General features: G+C 50.1%; 16 protein-coding genes. 13 read left to right on the forward strand and 3 right to left on the reverse strand.

What is annotated here, in order from left to right; genetic code table 11:
- The 5 genes from CLFS41_RS16070 to CLFS41_RS16090 all read left to right on the forward strand — a co-directional run bounded on the left by CLFS41_RS16070 (nt 1) and on the right by CLFS41_RS16090 (nt 7,102).
- A complete protein-coding gene (locus tag CLFS41_RS16070; protein WP_082082605.1) occupies nt 1-867 on the forward strand; it encodes a carbohydrate ABC transporter permease in 867 nt (288 codons plus the stop codon).
- Between the two features lie 45 nt (nt 868-912).
- The gene (locus CLFS41_RS16075; RefSeq protein WP_045092827.1) at nt 913-2,274 is read left to right on the forward strand and encodes a glycoside hydrolase family 32 protein; all 1,362 of its coding nucleotides are present in this window, start codon (nt 913-915) and stop codon (nt 2,272-2,274) included.
- Nucleotides 2,275-2,531: 257 nt separating this feature from the next.
- Complete coding sequence (locus tag CLFS41_RS16080; RefSeq protein WP_045092828.1) at nt 2,532-3,044, forward strand: LysR substrate-binding domain-containing protein; 513 nt, start codon at nt 2,532-2,534, stop codon at nt 3,042-3,044.
- A gap of 152 nt (nt 3,045-3,196) precedes the next feature.
- Complete coding sequence (recQ, locus tag CLFS41_RS16085; RefSeq protein ID WP_082082607.1) at nt 3,197-5,560, forward strand: DNA helicase RecQ; 2,364 nt, start codon at nt 3,197-3,199, stop codon at nt 5,558-5,560.
- Nucleotides 5,561-5,761: 201 nt separating this feature from the next.
- The gene (locus CLFS41_RS16090) at nt 5,762-7,102 is read left to right on the forward strand and encodes an MATE family efflux transporter (RefSeq protein ID WP_045092829.1); all 1,341 of its coding nucleotides are present in this window, start codon (nt 5,762-5,764) and stop codon (nt 7,100-7,102) included.
- Nucleotides 7,103-7,178: 76 nt separating this feature from the next.
- Here the strand turns inward: CLFS41_RS16090 and CLFS41_RS16095 are convergent, their stop codons facing one another.
- Nucleotides 7,179-8,093, reverse strand: coding sequence for a LysR family transcriptional regulator (locus CLFS41_RS16095; protein WP_007860895.1), 915 nt, complete (start codon nt 8,091-8,093; stop codon nt 7,179-7,181).
- A gap of 240 nt (nt 8,094-8,333) precedes the next feature.
- Here CLFS41_RS16095 and CLFS41_RS16100 point away from each other — a divergent pair, with 240 nt between their 5' ends.
- The 8 genes from CLFS41_RS16100 to rhaM all read left to right on the forward strand — a co-directional run bounded on the left by CLFS41_RS16100 (nt 8,334) and on the right by rhaM (nt 17,879).
- Nucleotides 8,334-9,662 carry a glycoside hydrolase family 28 protein gene (locus CLFS41_RS16100; RefSeq protein WP_007860894.1) on the forward strand — a complete coding sequence of 443 codons (1,329 nt, stop codon included), beginning with the start codon at nt 8,334-8,336 and terminating at the stop codon, nt 9,660-9,662.
- Nucleotides 9,663-9,729: 67 nt separating this feature from the next.
- The gene (locus CLFS41_RS16105; protein ID WP_040415195.1) at nt 9,730-10,674 is read left to right on the forward strand and encodes an ABC transporter permease; all 945 of its coding nucleotides are present in this window, start codon (nt 9,730-9,732) and stop codon (nt 10,672-10,674) included.
- A 12-nt stretch (nt 10,675-10,686) separates the two neighbouring features.
- Nucleotides 10,687-11,541, forward strand: coding sequence for an ABC transporter permease (locus CLFS41_RS16110; protein ID WP_007860892.1), 855 nt, complete (start codon nt 10,687-10,689; stop codon nt 11,539-11,541).
- 13 nt (nt 11,542-11,554) lie between these two features.
- The gene (locus CLFS41_RS16115; protein WP_048929874.1) at nt 11,555-13,594 is read left to right on the forward strand and encodes an ABC transporter ATP-binding protein; all 2,040 of its coding nucleotides are present in this window, start codon (nt 11,555-11,557) and stop codon (nt 13,592-13,594) included.
- 23 nt (nt 13,595-13,617) lie between these two features.
- Nucleotides 13,618-15,267, forward strand: coding sequence for an ABC transporter substrate-binding protein (locus tag CLFS41_RS16120; protein WP_007860890.1), 1,650 nt, complete (start codon nt 13,618-13,620; stop codon nt 15,265-15,267).
- 28 nt (nt 15,268-15,295) lie between these two features.
- Entirely contained in the window at nt 15,296-16,276 is a 981-nt protein-coding gene (locus CLFS41_RS16125; protein WP_052665775.1) for a mannonate dehydratase, read from the forward strand.
- 13 nt (nt 16,277-16,289) lie between these two features.
- The gene (locus tag CLFS41_RS16130; protein ID WP_007860887.1) at nt 16,290-17,405 is read left to right on the forward strand and encodes an alginate lyase family protein; all 1,116 of its coding nucleotides are present in this window, start codon (nt 16,290-16,292) and stop codon (nt 17,403-17,405) included.
- Nucleotides 17,406-17,564: 159 nt separating this feature from the next.
- Entirely contained in the window at nt 17,565-17,879 is a 315-nt protein-coding gene (gene rhaM / locus CLFS41_RS16135) for an L-rhamnose mutarotase (RefSeq protein WP_007860886.1), read from the forward strand.
- An 88-nt stretch (nt 17,880-17,967) separates the two neighbouring features.
- Here rhaM and CLFS41_RS16140 read toward each other — a convergent pair whose 3' ends face one another.
- Together CLFS41_RS16140 and CLFS41_RS16145 are read right to left on the reverse strand one after the other, a co-directional pair.
- On the reverse strand, nt 17,968-18,402 hold the full coding sequence (locus CLFS41_RS16140) for a hypothetical protein (RefSeq protein ID WP_045092831.1): 435 nt from the start codon (nt 18,400-18,402) through the stop codon (nt 17,968-17,970).
- Nucleotides 18,403-18,605: 203 nt separating this feature from the next.
- Nucleotides 18,606-19,487, reverse strand: coding sequence for a LysR family transcriptional regulator (locus CLFS41_RS16145; protein ID WP_045092832.1), 882 nt, complete (start codon nt 19,485-19,487; stop codon nt 18,606-18,608).
- Nucleotides 19,488-19,560 lie beyond the last annotated feature (73 nt).

Consider the following 19,560-nt stretch of genomic DNA (forward strand, 5'->3'; position numbering starts at 1 on the left):
ATGGGACATTCCGATAAAAAAAGCCATTATACCACCGCGGCCCGCAGGATGGACCGGATACTTAACTGCATTGTAGTAGTCATAACCGTGATGATGATCATCCCGTTTTTGTGGATCATCCTTATGTCCTTTAAGACGGATTCCGAAATATTGACAACTCCTTTTTCTTTGCCGGAGCAGTTCAGTCTGGACAATTACAAACGGGCCCTGGACATCCTGCCCTTGGGCAGCATGTATCTGAATACAATGATCATTGCCTTTTTTTCGGAGGCGATCTGCCTGGCAGCCACGTTTATGAGTTCCTATGGGCTCACAAGATTAAAATACAGATCGTCAAAACTGCAGAACGGATTATATCTTTATATCATCAGCGGCCTGATGATACCCACCTATATCCTGCTGTTTCCAATTTACAGGATCAACGTGATCCTGAAGCTGACAGGGACTTACACGGCGCTGATTCTGCCGCTGGCCGCATCATCCATCTCCTTTAATACGCTGATGTTTGTGGGATTTTTAAAATCCTTTCCATCGGAACTGGAGGAGGCTGCTGTTATTGACGGATGCGGGCTGATCAGGCTTTGCTGGTCTGTGGTAATGCCCCTAATGAAGCCGATCATGGCCACTGTGGTGATCTTTAATGTCCTGTATGTATGGAATGAGTACCCTCTTTCAGTAACCCTGATCCAGGACCCTGCCATGAGGACCATATCCATGGTGGTGTCCATGTTCCGGGGAGCGTACAGCATTGATTACAGCGGTCTGGTGGCTGGCACGATCATCATACTGATCCCCCAGCTGATCTTTTATGGGATTTTCCAGAAGTATATTGTGGGCGGCCAGACAGCGGGAGCAGTGAAAGGTTAAATACAAACTATTATATCTGAAAATAAATTTTACGGAGGAGTCGCTATGCAGCACAGACCAAAATACCATTTTTTACCTGAAAAAAACTGGATGAATGATCCCAATGGGCCCATTTTCCATGATGGGGTACATCACCTGTTTTACCAATATAATCCCACGGACTGGCACTGGGGCAATCTTCACTGGGGCCATGCCACAAGCCGGGACCTGGTCCACTGGGATCATCAGCCCATCGCCTTATATCCAGCGGTGGACCGGGGGGAGACAAACTGTTATTCCGGGTCCAGCTATATCCACGATGGAAAGATCGAACTGATCTATACAAGCGTGGGAGCGGGAGACAGAAGACAGATCGATGGCTCCGAGCAATGGGTTGCAGTGACGGATGACGGCATTACCTGGAAACAGATTCCGGAGAATCCTGTACTTACCCTGAAGGATCACGGAGGAAAGAGGCTCACCCAGTGGAGGGATCCCTTTATATTTGAATACAAGGGAAAGACGTACCTGCTGATTGCGGGGATTTCCGATGGCAAGCGGGGGGCGGTCCATATTTATACAGGGGAAGACGCCCGCCACTGGACCTATCTGGGGGAATTTTTCAGCAACAGCACGCCGACCAAGATCATCGAATGCCCCAATGTGGCGGTGTTTGGGGACAAACTGCTGTTTTTATATTCTGTGTGGAATCAGAGGGAAGTCCGCTACCATATCGGGACCATGGACGACCAGTATTGTTTTGTATCTGAGTCAAGCGGAAGGATTGATTACGGGGAATTCTTTGCCTCACAGATCTCCTTTGACGGGCAGGGAAGGACATACCTGTGGGGTTGGCTCAGGGAATTTCCACGCAGCCTGATCTATACGGACGGAGAATGGGCCGGGGTGCAGGCAATCCCCAGAGTGATCTCCCTGAATGAAAAACAGGAACTGGTGATCCGGCGTCTTCCGGAGACTGACCGGCTGAGGCGTGAATCGGAATCCATTACCCTGAGGGAATTCACCGGACGGCACGTGTTTGGGATGGAAGGCAATACGGTTGAGGTCGTGGCCAGGGTAAAGACAGATGCCCCGTTTAGCATCAGGGTGCTTGCCACCGAAGACTTAAAAGAATATACGGACATTATCATTGATCCCAGGGAAGGGACCATGGAGGTGCCGCTGCGCAGCTCAAGCCTTTTGGAGGAGGTGGACCACAACCTGTTAAAGGGGAGGTTTTGCCGGTCTGAGGACGGGGTGGTGGAAGTGGACATCCTGTTGGATTGTTCTGTTTTGGAAGTGTTTATTAATGACAACGGCTGCATCTCCCCCCGGGTTTATCCTGCACTGGATGGAAAATGCATCTCCTTTGCATCGGATGGCGTGGTGCAGGAAGCGGAACTGACCGTGTACCGTATGGAACTGTAGATTATATTGATGCGGGCCGTCATAGAGGTCTGTGATAAGAGATAAGGGGCTGCCCGGAATATTTGACAAATGTCAGGTGTTCCGGGCGGCCTTTTTAATGATGCTGGAAAACGGATCCTGATAAAACTGGAGCGGTATGGAATGTCACAGGGCCGGTTTTTTCGGGCACACCGGCCGGATAAACCGTGAGCACACGGTTATGATAGCGGATATAATAAAATCACAGATCAATAAGAACTTTGATGGAGGGGAAGTACATGGAATTAAAAGAAAAATTTAAACAGGAGAGGGAGTATTATCCGGCCCTTGCCCATTGGACGTATCTGGACCATGCGTCCGGCGGCCTGTATCCCAGCTACAGTACACAGGCGATGAAAGCGTATCTGGATGACATGTCTGAAAACAGCATGACATTCCGGGAATTTACGGAGACCTGGGACTTTGCGGATGAGATGTTTTTATTTACAAAAAGGGATTCTGTTTACTATGAGGAGGCCAACAAGCTTTTTAAAAGTTCGGGAATGAATCTGAATACCAGCTTTTTTATTGACAGCGCGGAGCTGATCAAAAAATATGTTTCCGACAGCAGGCATATCGGATTTCTGGCCAGGAGCACTCTTAAGAATGAGATCGAGTCGGGAAGCCTGGTCTGCCTGGAATTTGACGGGCCGTCCATGATGATCGACATTGTGGCCGTGACATTGCTGAAAAGCAATCAGGAGCCTATGATACAGGAACTGATACATATTGCCGGGAAGTATGCCCTTTGAGGGTATGATCTGTACGATACCGGAAAACTCGTATGGCAATTTGCTGCAGAAAATGGTATGATATGAATCATTAAGGATAATCCCCTGCAATCTACAGGGGGTTATATAAGAGAGCTAATAAGGAGAAATAAATAAGGAGAATCAAATACTTAATGGATAAATATCAGGTATTAAAGCAGTATTTTGGCTACGATACATTCCGGGAAGGCCAGGAGGCGCTGATCGATGGGATCCTTGCCGGACGGGATGTGTTTGGGATCATGCCGACAGGCTCAGGAAAATCTCTGTGTTTTCAGATACCGGCGCTTATGATGGAGGGGATCACCCTTGTGATCTCACCCCTGATCTCCCTCATGAAGGATCAGGTGTCAACCCTGAATCAGGCAGGTGTCCATGCGGCCTATCTCAACAGTTCACTGACCGCGGGCCAGTATTATAAAGCCCTCAGCCTTGCAAGGGAAGGGCGCTATCCCATTATCTATGTGGCTCCGGAGCGCCTGGAGACGGAAGGGTTCCTGGATTTTGCCCTGCACGCAAAGATCACCATGGTGGCCGTTGACGAGTCCCACTGCGTGTCCCAGTGGGGACAGGATTTCCGCCCCAGCTATCTGAAAATAGTGGATTTCATAAAAAAACTCCCAAAACGCCCGGTGGTCAGCGCGTTTACCGCCACAGCGACCAAAGAGGTGAGGGAGGATATCATAGATATTCTCATGCTTCAGGATCCGGTGGTGGTTACAACCGGATATGACCGCCCCAATCTTTATCTCGGCGTACAGTCCCCCAAGGATAAATATGCAGCCCTTAAGAATTTTGTGGAGATCCATCCAGGACAATGTGGGATCATCTATTGTCTGACCAGGAAACTGGTGGAGGAGGTCAGCGACAGATTGAGGGCGGACGGCATTTCCGTAACCCGGTACCATGCCGGTCTCAGCGACAAAGAGCGCAGGCAGAACCAGGATGATTTCATCTATGACCGGTGTCAGGTGATGGTGGCCACCAATGCGTTCGGCATGGGGATCGACAAATCCAATGTCCGGTATGTCATACATTATAATATGCCCAAGAGCATTGAGGCGTTTTACCAGGAGATAGGACGCTGCTCCCGTGACCAGGAACCGGGGGAATGCATCCTGTTTTACAGCGGCCAGGACGTGGTCACCAATCAGCTGTTTATTGATAACAACCAGGATAACCAGGAACTGGACCCCCTGACCCGCCAGATCGTGCAGGAGAGGGACAGGGACCGCTTGAGAAAGATGACGTTTTACTGTTTCACCAATGAGTGTCTGAGGGATTATATCCTGCGGTATTTTGGGGAGTATGGCTCCAATTACTGCGGCAACTGCCAGAACTGTATTTCCCAGTTTGAAAATGTGGATGTGACGGATATTGCCGGGGCATTGATCGGCTGTGTGTCGTCCTGCCGCCAGCGGTATGGGGTGAATGTGATCATTGACACGGTCCGCGGAGCCAATACGGCCAAGATCCGCCAGTACCGGATGGACTCCAACGCCTATTACAGCGCGCTGGCCAAGGTGCCCGCCCACAGATTGCGGATGGTGATGAACCATCTCATGCTCCAGGATTTTCTCACCGTGACCAATGATGAGTATGCCATTGTAAAGCTGACCGGGAAATCCCTCCAGGTTCTGGAGGAGGGGGAACCGGTTGTGATGAAGATGGCCAAGGAACAGGATCATCCCGCCAAGATAAAAAGTGAGAAAAAGACCAGGAAGAATAAGACCGCAGGTGTTTCCCTGTCGGATGCGGATGAGGGATTATTTGAAAAGCTGCGGACCCTGCGTATGGAGATCGCCAGGGAGGAAAATGTACCGCCTTATATTGTGTTTTCAGATAAGACCCTGGTGTCCATGTGTATGGTAAAGCCAAGGACAAAAGCCGAGATGCTGACCGTGTCCGGGGTTGGGGAATTCAAGTTTGAGAAATACGGAGAACGGTTCCTGGCCTGTGTCATGGAGGAGGCGGGGGCTATTGGCAGCGAGGGTGATCCGGCGGATGAGCCATATGATACCGGCGGGGATGACCTGTACTTTACCAGTGACAGTGATGAGTTTGACGACTGGAACCTGGAGACGGCCATGGATGCCTGGGAGAATGGAAGCCAGGAAAAGCCGGAGCCGGACAAAAAGAAAAAGGGTAAGAAGACCAAGACCGAGTTCATCATGACACAAGAACTGGCGGAACAGATCCATTATTCAGAGAAGGCATCCCTCAGTGACTTGATAGGCCAGATCAATGATTTAAGGGACGGGGAATCCATGAAGCGCCTGACCATAAAGTCCGTAGAGCAATGGCTGAACGACATTGGGAATTTTGAGATATGGTTCCTTAATGGAACACCCCGGAAGCGGCTGACAGAGGAAGGGGAAGAGTTTGGGGTCCAGGCGGAAAAGCGGCTCAGTGATAAGGGAAATGAATATGATGTGTTTTATTATTCCAAGAAGGCACAGAAGCGGATTGTGGAGTGGCTGCTGGGAAATGGCGGCTGACAGGCGGATTTCATTCCGGAGCACGATCCCTTGACATGGCACGGATCTTTATGCTATACTGTCAATACTAAAATTTTGGTGTGGACTTTTCCAGTCTGACTTTTTTCGCCACACAATCATCCCATGGGTGATTGTGTGGCTTTTTGTGTATCTGGGAAAGTGAAATGCCTGAAATAGCTGAATTTTAATATGGAGGGAAAAATGAAAGACAGTTTTATGAAAGAAAAACCCGTGCTGCCGCTGCTGGTATCCATGGCTTTGCCCATGGTCATCTCAATGCTTGTGAATTCCCTGTATAACATAGTGGACAGCTTTTTTGTTGCACGGATCAGCGAACAGGCCATGACGGCGCTGTCCCTTGTCTATCCGGTGCAGAACCTGATCAATGCGGTTGCCATCGGATATGGCGTGGGGATCAATGCGCTGATAGCGTTTTACTCAGGGGCTGGCGACAGGGTAAGCGTGGACACGGCCGCCACCCAGGGCTTTTTGTTTGCCGCCATCCATGGGATTTTGATTACGGTTGGAAGCATTTCCATCATGCCGGCTTTTTTACATATGTTTACATCTGATGAAGGTGTCATTGAATTGGGAATACAGTATTCCACTCTTGTGTTTATGTTTTCCCTGGTGATTATGATAGGTCTTTCCTTTGAGAAAATGTTTCAGTCCGTGGGCAGGATGGGGATGACCATGATCAGTATGCTGTGCGGATGCATTTCCAATATCATACTGGATCCCCTGTTGATTTTCGGAATCGGATTCTTCCCCGAAATGGGGATCGCCGGTGCGGCCTGGGCCACCGGGATCGGACAGGTGATCACATTGGCAGTGTACGTTTTCATGTATTTGGCGCGTCCCATTCCCGTGCGTATCAGGCGGAATTATTTGAAGTTCAATAGGAGCATGGATCTAAAGCTTTATTCCATCGGCATACCCGCGATCTTAAACCTTGCCCTTCCCTCTCTGCTGGTTTCGTTTTTGAATGGGATTTTAGCCCTGTATTCACAGAGTTATGTTGTGATTTTGGGGATTTATTATAAATTACAGACATTCCTCTATCTACCGGCCAATGGAATTGTCCAGGGAATGCGCCCTATCATTGGATATAATTACGGTGCCGGAGAACATAAAAGGGTCAGAAGGATATATGACATGACCCTTTGTATGAGCTGTATCATCATGGTTTTGGGAACCGTCCTGTGCCTGACGGCATCGAAACAGCTTATCAGCCTGTTCACCAGTAATCCTGAAACGGTTTTATCCGGACAGAAGGCCCTTCGCATCATCAGTGCCGGTTTTATTGTCTCATCTGTTTCCGTCACGTCCTCGGGAGCGCTGGAGGGACTTGGGAAGGGAACGCAGTCCCTTATTATCTCACTGTTTCGGTATGTGGTGATCATTATTCCTGCCGCCTTTATCCTGTGCAGGATCTGGGGGCCTGTTGGGGTCTGGAGCGCTTTTTGGATCACGGAATTTATCACAGCGGCAATATCAGCGGTTGTTTACCGCTTATCAATTAAATTGAAACAGACAAATTAAAACAAGGATTGAGCACTGGCAGCCCAAACAGCCGGTGCTCAAATTTTTTGCTTGTGCTATTTTTAAATAAAAGAATTTATAGGTTTTTCCAGTTTTCCTCCACATATTTTTGTGCCAGCTTTACCAGATACTTATGGGGCGGTTCCATGATCAAGTCTTTCCTGAACAGGATCGCATGGATCCGGTACATTTTGGGTTCCAGGGAAAAGTAAGTGATCCTGGGGGAATCCACCGCATAGCCCGTGGGGATAAAGCCCACGCCGATGTTGCTGGAAACCATGTCGCAGATGGACTGGGCGTGGCTGGTGCTGCAGGCAATGATGGGATTAAAATCCTTGCCGAAAAATGCATCCACCAGATAACGGATGCAGGAACCTTTGAGCTGCAGGATAAATGGTGTGTTTTCAAAATGTTCCAGAACCTGTCTGCTTGTCAGGCTGTAATGCTTTCCCGGCTCCAGGGACTGGCAGTATGGGTGGCTGATGGGGGCGGCAAAGACCACCTCCTCTTTTTTTAGCTCCAGGCTTTGCCCCTTGTGCTGGTCCAGGGCGTTGGCTGTCACAAATGCAATATCGATCTCACCTTTGGCCGTGGCGTTCCTCATGGCCCTCAGATTATCATCGGACAGGGCCAGCTCCACCCGGGGATAATATTTGCGGAAATCCACCAGGATAGAGGTCAGCATCTGCAGCGCGCGGGAGGCAGAGGTGCCGATCCTGATGCGGCTGGCAGTGGAAATGCGCTGTATGTCTTTTTCCAGAATGTCGGTGAGGGTGAGGACCTTCCGGGCATAATCCGCATACAGATGCCCTACCGGGGTAAGGGTGTATACACCGCCGGTGCGCTGGAACAAAGGGGTGCCCAGTTCCTGTTCCTGCTTGGACAGAAACTGGCTTAAGGTGGGCTGGGAAATATAAAGCTTGCCGGCCGCCCGGGTCATGTTGCCTGTCTCTGCCAGAACCAGTATGTACTCAAGATAACGTATATCCATTGTAAGCCTCCTTTCGTAATGAGTATTATTACTATTATAGTCAATGCTTATAATAATGATAGGAAAGGGTCATTGGAAACTATGCACAATATAATATATAATTAAAACATGCAAATGGTAATAATATACATAATTATGCAAATGGGTCAAAAGATAAAAGGATAAAATAACCATTTCACCATTATAACAGAGTTTGTCAGTAATGAAAATGGCAAAAGTATATAAACCGGAGGAATAGGCATGGAATATAATGTGCGTGATTACGGAGCTGCCGGAGATGGTGCCTCAAAGGATAGGAATGCGATCCAGAAAGCCATAGATGCATGTTCTGAGGCAGGGGGAGGCCGTGTGGTGCTGCCGGGCGGGGGAACCTATATGTCAGGCTCCCTTGTTTTAAGATCCAATGTGGAACTGTATGTGGAAAGCGGAGCGGTGCTAAAGGCAAGTACCGATCCCTCCGATTACCAGCCTTTGGATCCCCAGGACCCTGAAGGTTCCGTGGAGCATGAGGAAAGCCTTCCTTCCTATATTAATTGTGAGTATGACGGAAAGCCGCGCTACTATTTCATCTATGGCCGGGGCGGAGAAAATATCAGGATCACAGGCTTTGGAACCATTGACGGATCGGAGGAGATCTACTATGGAAAGCAGATACGGTACCATATCGAGGGCGCCTATTATCCAAGGATCCCCATGATCCTCATGGAGGATGTAGAGCACCTGACCGTGAGGGACGTCACACTTACACGCTGCGCCTTCTGGACCCTTCATATGGCAGGCTGCCGGGATGTGCTGGTGGATTCGGTCCGCATCCTCAACAACCTGAGAATGGCAAACTGTGACGGGATCGACCCGGATCACTGTCAGGATGTGCGGATTGTGAATTGCCATGTGGAATGCGCGGACGACTGTATTGTCCTGAAAAACACAAAGGGATTTGAAAAATATGGTCCCTGTAAAAATATCCTCATATCCGGGTGTACGCTGATATCCACCAGTTCAGCGGTCAAGATCGGAACAGAGAGCGAGGATGACTTTGAAAACATAATCATTGAGAACTGCTGTATCAGCCGGACCAACCGGGGAATCTCCCTTCATCTAAGGGATAAAGGAAATATAAGAAATGTTCTGGTCTCCAATGTGACCATTGAGACAAGAAGGTTTTCAGAGCAGTGGTGGGGACGGGCAGAGCCTGTTTACATCACGGTCATGGACAGAAAGGAAGGCGTCACGGCCGGACAGATCAGCAATGTCAGATTGAGGGATATAAACTGCAGGGGAGAAAACGGCATCTTTATCTGCGCAAGTCCGGACCATGTTATCAGGGGGCTGAAACTGGAAAATGTTCATGTGACCCTGGAAAAGCAGTCCAAATGGCCGTGTGACAGCTATGATATCCGTCCATGCCGGGAGAATGGGATCCTGCATTCGGGGCTTTATGGGCTGTATGCAGAAATGGTGGACGGCCTGGTATTGTCCGATCTTCAGATTGAATGCTGCAAGAGTATGGAGCCATATGTGGCCGGGGAAAGAAATCTCCGGGGGGTAAACGGTTTGAAGGAAGATTAGCAGATCATAAAACAGATACAGGAAGGGAGGAATATGGCAGGGGGGAGATTCCTGCCGTAGAAACAAGATGAAGACATACATAGTAAAGCGTACAGGACAGATGTTGCTGATCCTCATACTTATTTCCATTTTTACGTTCATGCTGGTGTCGTTCATTCCGGGCGATCCGGTATACGCAATGCTGGGTGAAGAGGTTTCCCAGGAGGAATACGATAGGGTCTATCATGAACTGAAGCTGGACCAGCCTGTGATCAGGCGGTATTTCAGCTGGCTGGGAGGAGCGGTGCAGGGGGACTGGGGGCAGTCCACACAGTTCCATAAAAGTACGCTGGAGGTGCTCAATGAGCGGATCCCCATTACCATGTTCTTTTCCCTCAGCGCATTTGTCATAAGTATCCCTCTGGGGATTCTATTTGGGGTCATCAGCGCTGTTTACCGGGGGCGGCCCGCGGATACGGTGGTGACATTGATCGCCAATATTACGGCCTGTCTTCCCCAGTTCTGGATCGCCCTTTTAGTCATGTATATATTTGCAATGAAGCTTGGATGGCTGCCCTCCTATGGCTTTACCTGGTTTTCACAGGACTTGTCCATGGGTATACGCCAGACCATCATGCCGCTGTTCTGCCTGGCGCTGGGAGGCATTGCCACCACCACAAGGCAGACGCGTTCCAGTATGCTGGAAGTCATCCGCCAGGATTATGTCAGGACAGCTAAAAGCAAGGGACTCTCCAGCCGCAAGGTCATTTACATCCATGCCCTTAAAAATGCCCTGATACCGGTTATCACCATCCTGGGAATGCGCCTGGGCTCCATGCTGGCAGGCTCCATGTTTGTGGAATCCGTATTCAATATCCCGGGCATGGGCTCCCTGTTTGTGAAGGCGATCCAGTCCCGTGACATTCCGGTGGTACAGGCCTGTGTGCTGGTAACCGCTCTTGTATCCTGTATCATCAATCTTTTTACGGATATCCTGTATGCGGTGGTGGACCCCAGAGTCCGCTATGAGTAAGGAGGCAGCGCGATGAAAAATAATGGAAGATGGAAAAAAATAGTTAAGACATTGTTTGCCAGAAAGGTGGCAATGGTCAGCGCGGTTGTGGTAGTTCTGTTTATCGCAGTGGCAATACTGGCGCCTGTAATCTCACCCTACGATCCCAATTATGCTGACTTTGCGTCATTTCTCCAGGGACCCGGCAGCGCCCATTTGCTGGGCACGGATAATTACGGAAGGGATGTGCTGAGCCGTATTATTTACGGCACAAGAGTGAGCCTGATCATTGGTGTGTTTGCCGTTATGATCGCATGTATCATCGGTACCTTTTTCGGCATGATCGCCGGTTACTTCGGAGGGATCGTGGATGATGTGATCAACAGGATCATGGAGGCTATCAGGGCGATCCCGCAGATCATCCTGGCCATGGCGCTGACTGCTGTGTTTGGCAGCGGCATCCGCAATCTGGCGATCATCCTGGGCATCTCATCCATGGCAGGATATGTGCGTATGATGAGAGGCCAGGTGCTGACCATCAAACAGGCGGATTACATTATGGCGGGAAAGCTTCAGGGCAATAAGAATTTCAGGCTGATGTTCAAACACATCCTGCCCAACAGCATTTCCCCTATCATTGTTATGATGACCCAGCAGGTAGGCCAGACCATCCTGGCGGAGGCGGGCTTAAGCTTTTTGGGGCTGGGGATCAGCGCGCCTACTGCTTCCTGGGGAAGCATGGTCAGCGAAGGGCGTCTTTTCCTTTTGCAGAACCCGGTATTTGCCCTGACACCCGGTGTCTGTGTGGCAGTGCTTGTTATCTGTCTGAACATGTTTGGTGACGGTGTCCGCGATGCTCTGGACCCAAGACTCAGAGGCGAAGTTTAGGAGGAGGCCAAGGATGGAACACTTGTTGGAAATAAAAAATATTGAGACCTGTTTTAAGACAGACGGGCAGATGGTAAAGGCAGTGGACGGGGTTTCTCTGTATCTGGATCCCGGCGAGATCATCGGTATTGTCGGGGAGTCGGGGAGCGGAAAATCCGTTACCATGATGAGTATGCTCCAGCTGATCAGTTCTCCGGGAAAGATCACAGGGGGAGAGGTTTATATACAGGGCGAGGAGCAAAACATGCTGGAACTGGGCGTGGACAGCGAAAAGATGCGCCATATGAGGGGCGGAAAAGTCAGTATGATCTTCCAGGAACCCATGACTTCCCTGAATCCGGTGCTGACCATTGGGTATCAGATCCAGGAAAACATTATAGAACACCTTAAGATGAGCAAAGAGGACGCGAAAAAGCGTACCATTGAAATGCTTAAGCTGGTCAATATCCCGGATGCGGAGCAGAGGTTTGATTATTATCCCCAGCAGTTTTCCGGCGGCATGCGCCAGCGCATCATGATCGCCATGGCCATGTCATCGGAGCCAACGGTCCTGGTGGCGGACGAGGCGACCACGGCGCTGGATGTGACGACCCAGGCACAGCTTTTGGAGATGATCCGTGATATTGCGAAAAAGACGAATACGGCGGTCATTATTGTCACCCATAACTTGGGAATCGTAGCGCGGTTTGCGGAGCGGATCTACGTGATGTATTCCGGCAGCGTGGTGGAGATGACGGACGCCAAACGGCTGTTTGCCAATCCGGAACATCCCTACACCAGAGCGCTTTTGCGGGCGATCCCAAGGCTGGATGACCCCAAGGACCGCATCCTGATCCCCATAGAGGGACTGCCGCCAAACCCGGCCACACGCCCGTCCTACTGTCCTTTTTACGAGCGGTGCGAGTACAGGATGGACCGGTGCAGGGAGTGCGCCAAACCGGGGCTTAAGGAGCTGGAAAAGGAGCATTTTGCAGCCTGTCATCTGACTGAGGAGGAAAAGGCTGCCAAGGCAAAGGAGATCGCGGACAAAGAGGTGAAAAAAGCGCCTAAGATCCTTGTAGGGGATGAACTGTGCCTGAATGTAAAGAATGTAAGAAAATATTTCCCCATTTACAGCGGCATGATGCGCAAAAAGACTGGGGAAGTAAAGGCCATTGAGGATATCAACTTTTACGCAAAAAAAGGTGAGACCCTGGGGATCGTGGGCGAGTCAGGCTGCGGCAAGACGACCCTGGCCCGGTGTATTATGAGGGTCTACAAACCGGAGGAGGGTGAGATCATCTTTAATGGCACGGATATAGCTGGTTTTAATGACAGGCAGATGTATCCGTTCCGGAGAAAGATCTCCATGATCTTCCAGGATCCGTTTTCCTCACTGGATCCAAGACAGACCGCGGAATCTATTGTGGGAGAATCGCTTCTGCTGCACAAGCTGGTTAAGAATAAGGCGGAATACAATGCCAGGGTGGACGAACTGTTCCGTATCGTGGGCTTGGATCCGGCGTTAAAATACAGGGTTCCCCATGAGTTTTCAGGGGGCCAGCGCCAGAGGATCGGTATAGCCAGAGCCCTTTCATCGGAGCCGGATATGATCATCTGCGATGAACCCATATCCGCGCTGGATGTTTCCATACAGGCCCAGATCATCAACCTGCTGGAGGAACTGCAGTCCCAGCTGGGCCTGACTTATCTGTTTATAGCCCATGACCTGGCTGTGGTAAAACATATCAGCAACCGGATTCTGGTAATGTACCTGGGCAGAGTGGTTGAAATCGCGGACTGTGATGAGCTTTACAGCAACACCCTTCACCCCTATACCAAGACGCTGCTCAGCGCGGTTCCTGTGGCTGACCCGGCAGTGGAGGAGTCCAGGGAACGTGTTCCCATCCGCGGTGAGGTGCCCAGCCTGACCAAACGGCCGGAGGGATGCCCCTTCCATGACAGGTGTTCCCATGTGTGCGACAGGTGCCGCAGGGAAGTGCCGGTGCTTAAGGATGTGGGAAAGGGACATGAGGTAGCATGCTTTTTATATGAACAGCAGTTCAACAAATAAAAACTATATAACAGGAGGAATGAATGATGAAGTTATCGAAGAAAGTCTTGGCACTGGCACTGGCCGCTGCAATGACAGCGGGTATGGTATCCGGCTGCGGAGGCGGCAGTAAGACATCCGCCACAGCAGCGCCCTCGGCAGGAAGCCAGGCTGCAGGAAGCGAAGCGGCGGGAAGCCAGGCTGCAGGAAATGATGGGGCAGAGAGCAAGGTTCCGGGTGAGATTGAAGCCGGAGGCAGCCTGACCATTGCCATACCGCAGCTGCACAATACATTTTTTATGCCCCAGTCCACTACCACCAGCGACCGCTTTGGGGCACAGCCCGTTCTGGAATCCCTGGGACGCGCTGATACGGAGGGAAATTATTTCCCATGGCTGGCTGAAGAGTTTGTTACGGATCCCGACAATCTTACGTTTACCATTAAATTAAGGGACGGCGTTAAATTCCACGATGGCTCTGTGTGTGACGGGGAGGCAGTTGCATGGAACATCCAGCAGTACATTGACAACGGCAAGGCAAGTGAGATCGGGACGCCCAGGGAAGTAAAAGTGGTGGATGACCTGACCGTACAGATCCAGTACGATGAGTGGGCCAATAACTGGGACAATGTAATAGGGGACATCTATATCTGCTCCAAGGAAGCCTATGAGAAGAACGGGGTGGAATGGTGCCAGACCCATGCAGTGGGAACCGGTCCATTTATCCTGGAATCCTTTATTGCCGACAACAAGATTACTTACACCAAGAACGAGGACTACAGGATCGAAGGACAGCCCTATATTGACCATCTGGAGATCGACATGATCACAGACACCAACACCATGATGTCCGCCCTTTTGAACAAGGAGGTGGGCGTGGCCATGAAGTTTGAAAATGATGCCATTATCAACGCCATCAAGCAGGCGGGATTTGAATCCGTGGGACGTAAAAACGCCAATGTAGCCGACATCAAGCACATTATCTGGAACAGTAAAAGCGACAAGCATCCAATGGGAGATTTAAAGGTACGTCAGGCCATCATGCATGCGATCCAGTGGGATGATGTTGCAAAAGCATTATCCGGCGGACTGGGAGAGTCAACCCCTCTGTTCTGTACCTCTGACTCCTGGGCATATGCACCGGATGCAAAATTCTATGAGTATGATCCGGACCTTGCAAAGCAGATGCTGGCGGAAGCAGGCTATCCGAACGGATTTGAGACAACCATCTATACAAAGGCGGTTGATAATGACACGGCAACCGCATTCCAGGCCATTTTGGCACAGATCGGTATCAAGGCTGAGGTCAATGTAATGGACAGCTCCGCCCTGGCGGCGATCCAGAAGGAAGATGACATTGACGGATTTATTGCAAACAGGGGAGCCAGCAAGATGGACTTCACAAACAACTATATCCGCCTCTATTCCTCAGAGGGGATCAAGAACCACGGCATCATGCTGCGCCCTGCTGAGTTTGAGGAGCCATTATTTGCAGCAAGGGCAGCTAAGACCATCGAGGAGAAGAAGGCCAACCTTCAGAAAGCTGCCAAGGCGCTGGTGCAGGATTATGTGATGATCACCCCAATGGCGGTGGTATATTATGAAACCTTTGCAGTTCCGGGATTAGAGGACAGCGGCATCTATGATGTGAGTCTGGAGCAGTGGACACCAGAGGCAGTACACTGGACAAAATAAAAATGACTAGAGTTAAAGGGGATTAATTATGCTGGGAGACAAAATCAAGGTTCAGTCAAAAGTAGTGTCTGATTACACGGATGAACAGCTTTTGTTCATCAAACAGATGGGTGTAAAATACGTATATGTGATATTTAAGGATGAGCACACGGACTATGATTCCGTGATGCGGTTCACGGAACGTCTTAGGAAATTTGACCTGACCGTAACGGATGCTGGTAATGTTGGGCTTTACAAGAGCGATAAAATCCACCTGGGATTAGAGGGCAGGGATAAGGCCATTGAGGATTACAACAATTTTAACCGTATCCTGGGAAAAGCCGGGATCCCTGTTGTGTACATGACATGGGAGCCCAACCAGGTACTGACCACCGCGTTTAAGGTGAGCCGGCATACCAGGGGAGGAATCGGGCGTGTGGTTGATATCGGCGAGCTGGAAAAACGTCCGTATACACACGGAAGGCTCTACACAAAGGAGGAAATGTGGGATAACTTTAAGTATTTCCTGGACCGTACCCTTCCTGTTTGTGAGGAGGCAAACGTTAAAATCGCCCTTCATCCCAACGATCCGCCCGTGGACTGCCTGGTTGGGATCTCCAACCTGATCACATCGGCGGAGGATTACAAGCATGCCTTTGAGCTGGCCGGCAACAGCCCCTATCTGGGGATGAAAATGTGTATCGGATGCTGGCTGGAAGGCGGGGACAAGTTCGGCAATGTAATGGAGGACATTAAATATTTTGTGGAGAACAAAAAGGTTCTCCTGGTGCATTTTAGAAATGTAAGCAGTACGATCCCGTATTTTGAGGAGACCCTGCTGGAGGACGGATACATGGATATGTATGAACTGATGAAACAGTTTGTACGCTATGATTATGACGGAGCCATCCATGTGGACCATGTTCCCGTGTGGGGAGAAAGCGTGGGAGGGGAGAACCCGTCCTGGGCCTACTGCACCGGATATATGAAAGCATTGCTGAACTGCGCAAAAGCAGAATTAAACAGATAAAGCAGGTAGGAATATGATCAGGTACAAAATGGATTATAAGACAGAACCCAGGTGGCGTGATACGGATTGGGTGATGGAAAAAGCGCGGGCGGCCTTAAAGGCCCCAGTGCTCCATATCACGGATGTGCAGAGCCCGCGCAGCACAGGCGGACCCCATGATTATTACTCCAACGGCGATTATTGGTGGCCAAATCCCGATACGCCGGATGGACTGCCATACATACAGAGGGACGGACAGACCAATCCGGACAATTTTAACGGACATCGGATCATCATGCGCCAGATGCGTACCAATGTTGTATTCCTCACATCTGCTTATGTTCTCACAGGGGAAGAACAATATGCAGCGCGGGCGGTCCGGCACCTTGGGGAGTTTTTCCTGGACAGGGACACCTATATGGCGCCTCACCTGTCCTATGCCCAGGCCATTCTTGGAATCTGTCCTGGCAGGGGGATCGGGATCATTGATACCCTTCATCTGGTGGATGTGGTGTTTGCCATTGAGCATTTGAGAAAGTCACCTTCCATGGAGCCTGAGGTCTACGAGGGACTGAAAAAATGGTTTGCCAGGTATCTTGGATGGATGCTGACTGATGCCAACGGCATACAGGAAATGAACAAAGACAACAACCATGGGGTGTGCTTTTTTGTACAGGCAGCGGCATTTGCGCGATTTACGGACAATGAACGGATCGTGGATTTCTGCAGGGAATATTACAAGAAGGGCCTTTTAAAACAGGAGGCAGAGGACGGTTCTTTTCCCCGGGAACTGGGAAGGACCAAACCCTACAATTATTCCCTCTTTATTGTGGACAACATGGTGTCGATGTGCCACCTTTTGTCCTCGCCCGGGGACAATCTGTGGGAGTATGAGTCCCCGGATGGAAGAAGCATAAAGAAGGCCCTGGATTTTATAACCCCCTATGTATTGGACAAGAAATGCTGGCCGTATCCCCCGGACGTCATGCATTTTGATGCGTTCCCGGCAAGGTATGGATTTATGATCCTGGCCGGCTGCGCGCTGGGGCGCCGGGAACTTCTGGATCTGTACGACCGGCTTCCGGCGGAATCCACGGATGAGGAGGCCAGGAGAAATATTGCATCACGGCAGCCTATGCTGTGGGTGTGAGAAAAACTGTAAGTGTGGAAATGCAGGTGTGAAAAAATGCAGGTGTGAAAAGGCTGCGGATTGTAAAATAAGGACGTTGTTTTGAACAAATAACGTCCTTATTTTTTACCCGTTTTTACAGTATGATAAGTATAAGGGTCAACAAGGAGGGGACAAAGCATGACCAGGAAAGGATTTAAGATGTTCCTCTATCCGGGTATGGCAGAGGAATATGAGCGCCGCCACAATGAACTGTGGCCGGAGATGAAAGAGATGATCCGCCGGCATGGCGGGAAGAATTATTCCATTTTTCTTGACAGGGAAACCAATGTTTTGTACGGTTACCTGGAGGTGGAGGATGAAGCCCTCTGGGCCGGATCAGCGGACACGCCCATCAACCGCAAATGGTGGGATTACATGGCTGATATTATGGAAACCAACCGGGATAACAGCCCGGTATGCGTGGATTTCCAACCAGTGTTCCATCTGGATTAAGGATACGGGGCTGCCCCATCTCAATAAAATACCTTCCATGAGAGGTGCACGCACCACTCCATGGAAGGTATTTTATTAAAACATTTAATTACTCAACTTCGATATCTATAACAACCGTGTCCATATTATCCGGGCTGGGAAGGCCGTTGGTGTAGGTAACGGAAACCGTATCTCCGGGTTTGATATCCTTATATGTTTCGCTCTGCTTTTCATCCAGGCCAAAAACATAGGATTCTGAATCTTCATCAGAGATAACGGTGATCATAAATCCTTTATTCACATCCACAATACCTGTGAGTACGCCCTCGGACGTATTGGAGGCGTTTTCCTCCTCCGGGTCGGTATCAGTCTGCTCTTTGGATGCCTGCTCTTTGGATGCCTGTTCTTTGGAGTCCTGTTCTCTGGAAGCCTCTGCCATTGGGACAGTGGTTGTCTTGGTAACGCTTGCTGTCTTGCCGGAGCAGGCGGAAGCGGATAGGGCAAAAGCCAAAATTGCAGCAGCCACTAAGTATCTTTTTTTCATTATGTATTCCTCCATATCATGTCACTAATTTTGATTACCCTCATTAGACGTGGCAGAAATGGAAAAAGTTGCATGGTTTCTAAATTAATTTCTGAATACACTTCCGGCACATACGCCTGTTGATCCGGTAGAGCACCCGTTTCAGAATCAGTTCCGTTAGGATGCTGATCGCAGAGAGCGGAGAACGGAATGCGGAGCACCTGTCACCGCCCCAGCTCCCGGCCGCAATAATCCCAGAACTGCCCCATGGCTTTTGTAACATGCCTTCCCTTCATCCGGCCCAATACCACGGGAATGGGGATCCCTGGTTCCAATGGCACCACGGCTATCTCCTCCGGTTTGAAGATACGGACGCTGTTTCCGGCCAGCAGGCTGATGCCCTCGCCGATCTGGACCGCGCTGAGAATGGATTCCACCCTGGCTGTGCGCAGGATGTTGGGAGTAAACCCAGCTTGGGAGCACAGCCTGGAACACAGCTGGTGAATGGATGTATAAGGATTCATGAAGATAAAATCCTCATTCCGCAGCTCCTCCAGACGGACAGAGGACCGGGAGGACAGAGGATGGCTGCGGGGAAGCACGGCATCCAGTTCATCATCCCCGATGAGCTGCCACACATGGTGCACCCTGTCCAGCATGGCGCACCTTGCAATGACTAAATCGTAAGCGCCCCGGTCAAACCCTTCCATCAGATCCTCCTCCTCCACCTCGTGAAGGGACAGGTGCAGCCGGGGGTGGGTTTCACGGAAATGAGTGAACACAGGTGTGAGCTGATATTGGGATAAAATGGGAAGCGTACCGATGGACAGGGTATATTGCGCCTGGCTCCGATACCTGTTAAGCTTGTTTTTCGCGTCCGTATATTGCTTGATCAGGATCCGGGCATCCTGATAGAAGAGCAGCCCGGCTTTTGTAAGAACTGCTTTCCTTTTTTTTCTGTCCCACAGCTCAACTTCCAGTTCCTGCTCCAGTTTCATGATCTGTTTGGAAAGGGAGGACTGAGATATATGCAGGGATTCCGCTGCATCCAGAAATGTATGCTCCTCCACTGAGGCAATAAAACACTGCAGCTGTTCAAATGTCATAATACACCTCCGGCCAGTCTGATAATCATTCCAATCTGGAAACAATTATACCACAACTTGAATTGATTCCATA

Origin of the sequence: Clostridium sp. FS41 (assembly GCF_000954015.1) — a bacterium.
GTDB classification, from domain to species: domain Bacteria; phylum Bacillota; class Clostridia; order Lachnospirales; family Lachnospiraceae; genus Enterocloster; species Enterocloster citroniae.